Below are 660 nucleotides of genomic sequence, written 5' to 3'. Positions count from 1 at the left end.
GTTCTCGGTGCCGTCGGAGTTGACCGCAAACGTCTCCTCGCGGCGCTCGTGGGTGCTGTCGGCGCCCGTGATGGCGGCGAGATGGATGACCGTGTCGACATCCCGCATCGCCTTTTCGACGTCGCCATACTCGCGAACATCGCCACGGTGGAACGCGAGCTGGTCCGTTGTCCCGAGATCGAGGCCCATGAGGTTTCGCGGCGTGCCGGCGGCGAGACTGTCAAGGACGGTGACGTGCTCGACACGGTCGTCGTCCACTAATTGTGGCAGGAGTGCGCTTCCGATGTAGCCACAGCCGCCGGTCACGAGCAGGCGCATACTGGGGTCAAGGGGTGAGGCCGGGTGTAAACCATTCGATACGTGAGTCGTTGGGGCCGTCGAGATCGATCGCGTTCAGTCGTCGAGGCGGTCCTCGAGGACGCCCGGCAGGAAGCGGTCCTCGTGGGCTTCGATCACGTCGGCGCGGTCGGTGAGCGTCGCGAACACGTCCCGGATGCCGGCCTCGAAGTCCTGCGCCTGCTCGCCGATGAGCTCGTCGTAGCGGCCGTGTTCGATCTCCATCTCGTGGGTCTCGTCCTCGTCACGTGGGTTCTCGAAGTGCTCCACGTCGACGTCGAGCCCGTGGTCGGTGCCGACGTCGGCGATGGTGTTCGCGATCTC

At 65.5% G+C, this 660-nt stretch carries 1 protein-coding gene and 1 pseudogene; both read right to left on the bottom strand.

Going from position 1 to position 660, the window contains the following annotated elements; all coding sequences use genetic code 11:
* Positions 1–318 (bottom strand): NAD(P)-dependent oxidoreductase (locus DVK07_RS20435; protein ID WP_121598581.1); only part of this gene is annotated, 318 nt, incomplete at its 3' end.
* Positions 319–393: 75 nt separating this feature from the next.
* Positions 394–660: pseudogene (locus DVK07_RS20430) on the bottom strand (UDP-sulfoquinovose synthase); the annotation flags it as partial.

Source organism: Halorubrum sp. Atlit-26R (genome assembly GCF_003666015.1).
GTDB lineage: Archaea > Halobacteriota > Halobacteria > Halobacteriales > Haloferacaceae > Halorubrum.
This window is presented reverse-complemented; position numbering and strand designations above follow the sequence as displayed.